The following is a 3,781-nucleotide window of genomic DNA, read 5'->3' on the forward strand; positions in this document are numbered from 1 at the left end:
GAGCTGCGCCAGCGTGACTTGTTTGCGGCGGGCGTCGTCCGCCGCAAACTCGGGTACCACGCTTACCACCGGCGCTTCCAGCTCCAGCACGCCGCGCTCGTACAAGAGCATCGCCATCGCCGTGGTCGCAACCACCTTCGAGACCGACGCGAGGTCATAGATAGTGTCGGCCTGGACGCGAGGCGCGTTCGCGTCATAGGTGAACCCGCCGAGTCCCTTGAGCGCGACCAGCTTCCCCTGGTGCGTGATGGCAACGGCCGCGCCGGGAAAAGCTTTCGCGGCGACGGCCTGGTCGAGCACCTGCCAGGCTGGCGCGAAGACCCGGTCTTGATCTTCGTATGCGGCAACCAGCGCGGTTGAGGATGGGTTGGCGGTGGTCAGAAGGGAACGCCTTGTTGGAGTTGAGATCGTGGACTCGGCTTGTTGGAGTCGGCTGGCTCGCGTTATAACACAGCGTAGAACCTGCTCTCAATTGTCCCTCCGTCACAAGCCGCGCCACCTGATCGTCCGGCTGCTCGCGCCGGCGCTCGTCTTCGTTTTATTTCTGCTAACGAAGGCAGCGGCGCAGAACGCTAAAGAAGAAGCGCCCCGCGAGATCAAGTCTGAGCGACTCGCCGTTGTCGATCGCGTGCTCGAAGACGCGGTGCGTGCCTCGCAGATCCCCGGTGCGGTCGTCCTCATCGGGCACGACGGCGAGATCATTTACCGGAAGTCATTTGGCCGAAGAAGCTTCGGCGGCAACGCCCCCGAGATGACGACCGACACCATATTCGACATGGCGTCGCTGACGAAGCCGCTGGCCACGGCGCCCTCGGTCATGCGGATGCTGGAACTCGGCCAGATCCGCCTCAACGATCCGATATCCCGCTATCTTCCCGAGTGTGCTGCGAATGGCAAGGACGACATCACCATCCGGCAACTGCTCACGCACTTTTCCGGGCTCGCACCCGATCTCGACCTGCGGCCGCAGTGGTCAGGCTACGACACGGCCATCAGGCTGGCGTGCGCGGAGACGCCGACGGATCCGCCGGGAGCGCGCTTTGTCTACAGCGACATCAATTACATCCTGCTGGGCGAGCTGGTCGCGCGCGTCGCCAGGATGCCGCTGCCGCAATATGCCGACGCGCATTTCTACCAGCCCCTGGGGATGAAGCACACGCGCTTCCTGCCGCCGGCGGAGTGGCGCGCGCGCATCGCGCCGACGGAGTCTGACGGCGTGATCCTGCGCGGCGTGGTCAACGATCCGACCGCGCGTCGCATGGGCGGCGTCGCCGGACACGCGGGACTGTTCTCGACCGCCGACGATCTTGCGCGCTTCGCGCAGGCGATGCTGGATAAAGACAAGAAGCTGCTGAGCGCTGCCATCATCGAGAAGATGACCACACCGCAGCAGCCCGCGAATGCCACCGTGCTGCGCGGGCTGGGGTGGGACATCGATTCGCCGTACTCCTCGAACCGCGGCGAGCTGCTGCCCATCGGCAGCTACGGACACACGGGTTGGGCCGGGACGTCGCTGTGGATCGACCCGTATAGCAGGACGTACATCATCGTGCTGACGAACCGGATCGATCCGAAGATGGGAAACTTCGTCCCTTCACTGCGCACGCGCGTGGCGACAGCGGTGGCGGCGGCGCTCAACCTCGACTTCCGGGAAGAAGAGCGGGGCAAGCTTGCGGGCATCACCGGCTACAACGAGACCATGGCGGGCGTGCGCCGGCTCTCCGACCGCAACGGCAGCGTGAGGCTCGGCATCGATGTGCTCGAGCAGTCGGGATTTGCCGCGCTTCATCCCAACAAGGATCACCCGCGCAACGTCGCCGTCTTCACCAATCAAACCGGGCTCGACAGCAATGGCCGGCGCACGGTGGACGCCATCGCGCACGCCGACGGCGTGAAGCTGGCGGCGATATTCAGTCCGGAACACGGCCTCTTCGGCAACCTCGATACCGAGGAGGTGCCCGACACGGTGGATCCGGCGACCGGCGCGACCGTCTACAGCCTGTATCGCAAGGGACGCCGCGGGCGCGTGCCGCCGGAGTTGCTCAAAGGCATCGACATCATCGTGTATGACATTCAAGACGCAGGCGCGCGCTTCTACAGTTACGAGGTCACGCTCGGCTATGTGCTGGAAGCGGCGGCGCTGGCCGGCACCGAGGTCGTGGTGCTCGATCGTCCGAATCCGGTGACCGGCTCGTTCGTGCAGGGGCCGATGGCGCAGGGTGGTCCGCAACGGCTCATCAATTATGTGGACGTCCCGGTGCGCCACGGCATGACCATCGGCGAGCTGGCGCAGATGTACAACGGCGAACGGAAACTCGGCGCGAAGCTTACCGTGGTCGCGATGCAGGGCTGGCAGCGCGGCGACTGGTTCGACGCCACCGGCGTGGCTTGGGTGGATCCGTCGCCCAACCTGCGCAGTGTCAACCAGGCGACGCTGTATCCGGGAGTGGCGCTGATCGAGGGAACCAACGTTTCCGTGGGGCGAGGGACGGGCACGCCTTTCGAAGTGATGGGGGCGCCGTGGATCAACGCGCGTGAGCTGGCCGCCTACCTGAACGCGCGCGAGCTATCGGGAGTCCGCTTCGTTGCCGTCGACTTCACGCCCGGTGACGCCAAGTTCAAAGGTGAGCTGTGCCATGGCGTGAACCTGATCGTGACGCAGCGCAACGCACTCGATGCTCCCGAACTCGGCATCGAGCTGGCGGTGGCACTGCGCAAGCTGTATCCCAAGGACTGGAAGGCGGAGAGGATGGCGGACATCCTGGTGAATCAGGGCGTGTATGACGCGGTCGCGCGCGGCGACGATCCACGACGCATCGCGGAAGACTGGCGCGAGGCGCTCGAGGCGTTCATCAAAGTGCGCGCGAAGTATCTGCTGTATAGGTGAGAGGACTCACTTCATCCCGAATAGCGCGTTGACGTGGGCGGTCACGGTGATGCGCTGCGCGCTGAAGCCTTCGGTCACGGGCGCGGCTTCGGCTCCCATCGCTTTCATGGTCTGCATCCGGCCGTTCGTAGTCATGATGCGGACTGGCTCGTTCACGTCCACCGAAGCGTAGATGAGTTCGGCGAGCGAACGTCCGCCGGCGACCGCTAACGCGCTCGCGCTGTTGCGTGCCTTGGCGAAGGCGTCCTCTACGGCTTTCTTCTTGGCGGCTTCCATGTCATTGAGTTCGTAGCCGAGGTTCTGTCCGGAGGCGGTCTCGATCTCGGCGAGTTGCTGGGTGAGCGGACCGATCTTGTCGAAGTCTTTCTGTTTCAGTTTCACCGTGATGGTGGTGCTCACGCGGTATCCGATGAGTTTGTGCGTCGGCTTTCGGTAGTCGTACATCGGCTGCACGGAGAGGAAGCCCATCGCGGCCGACTTGGGGTCCACGCCATTCGCGCGCAATATCTGGCGCACCTGCTCGGCGGCATTCGCGGCCTTGGTGTAGGCAGCCTTGGAGGTGTCTTCCTGCGGATTGATGCTGAAGCTGAGGATGGCGGTGTCGGGATCGGCTTCAAACTTTCCGTCCGCGCCCACGTATACGCTGTTGGCCTGCGCGGTGAGTGTGGGATGTTCCTGCGCGAGGACGGCGGTGGCAAGGATGAATGTGGCGACGAGCGAAAGCGCGAGGTTCTTCATGTTGGGAATCTCCTGCTAGGAGAACGGACGAATGGATGCGACTTGCAAGCGTAAGCCTTTGGCGGGGAAAAGAAAAACCTAAGATGCTTCGTCGCTGCTCGCGAGCCGGAAAAAGCGCTTGCTCGCGACGCTCCTCAGCATGACCCTTCAATGATG

At 63.9% G+C, this 3,781-nt stretch carries 3 protein-coding genes; 1 reads left to right on the plus strand and 2 read right to left on the minus strand.

Annotation, left to right across the window (positions count from 1 at the left end; all coding sequences use genetic code 11):
• Nucleotides 1-300: beta-lactamase family protein (locus tag M3P27_00475; protein ID MDP9266782.1), on the minus strand; the 300-nt coding region annotated here is incomplete at its 3' end.
• A gap of 172 nt (nucleotides 301-472) precedes the next feature.
• Here M3P27_00475 and M3P27_00480 point away from each other — a divergent pair.
• Nucleotides 473-2,887, plus strand: a complete 2,415-nt coding sequence (locus M3P27_00480) for a DUF1343 domain-containing protein (GenBank protein ID MDP9266783.1) — start codon at nucleotides 473-475, stop codon at nucleotides 2,885-2,887.
• Between the two features lie 6 nt (nucleotides 2,888-2,893).
• On the opposite strand, the gene M3P27_00485 is transcribed toward M3P27_00480, so the two are convergent.
• Entirely contained in the window at nucleotides 2,894-3,625 is a 732-nt protein-coding gene (locus M3P27_00485; protein ID MDP9266784.1) for an SIMPL domain-containing protein, read from the minus strand.
• Nucleotides 3,626-3,781: the final 156 nt, after the last annotated feature.

Source organism: Acidobacteriota bacterium (genome assembly GCA_030774055.1).
Taxonomy (GTDB): domain Bacteria; phylum Acidobacteriota; class Terriglobia; order Terriglobales; family Acidobacteriaceae; genus JACPNR01.

Coding starts and splice junctions, on each gene's coding strand:
- M3P27_00485 (MDP9266784.1), bottom strand. CDS start 3,625: ATGAAGAACCTCGCGCTTTCGCTCGTCGCCACATTCATCCTTGCCACC.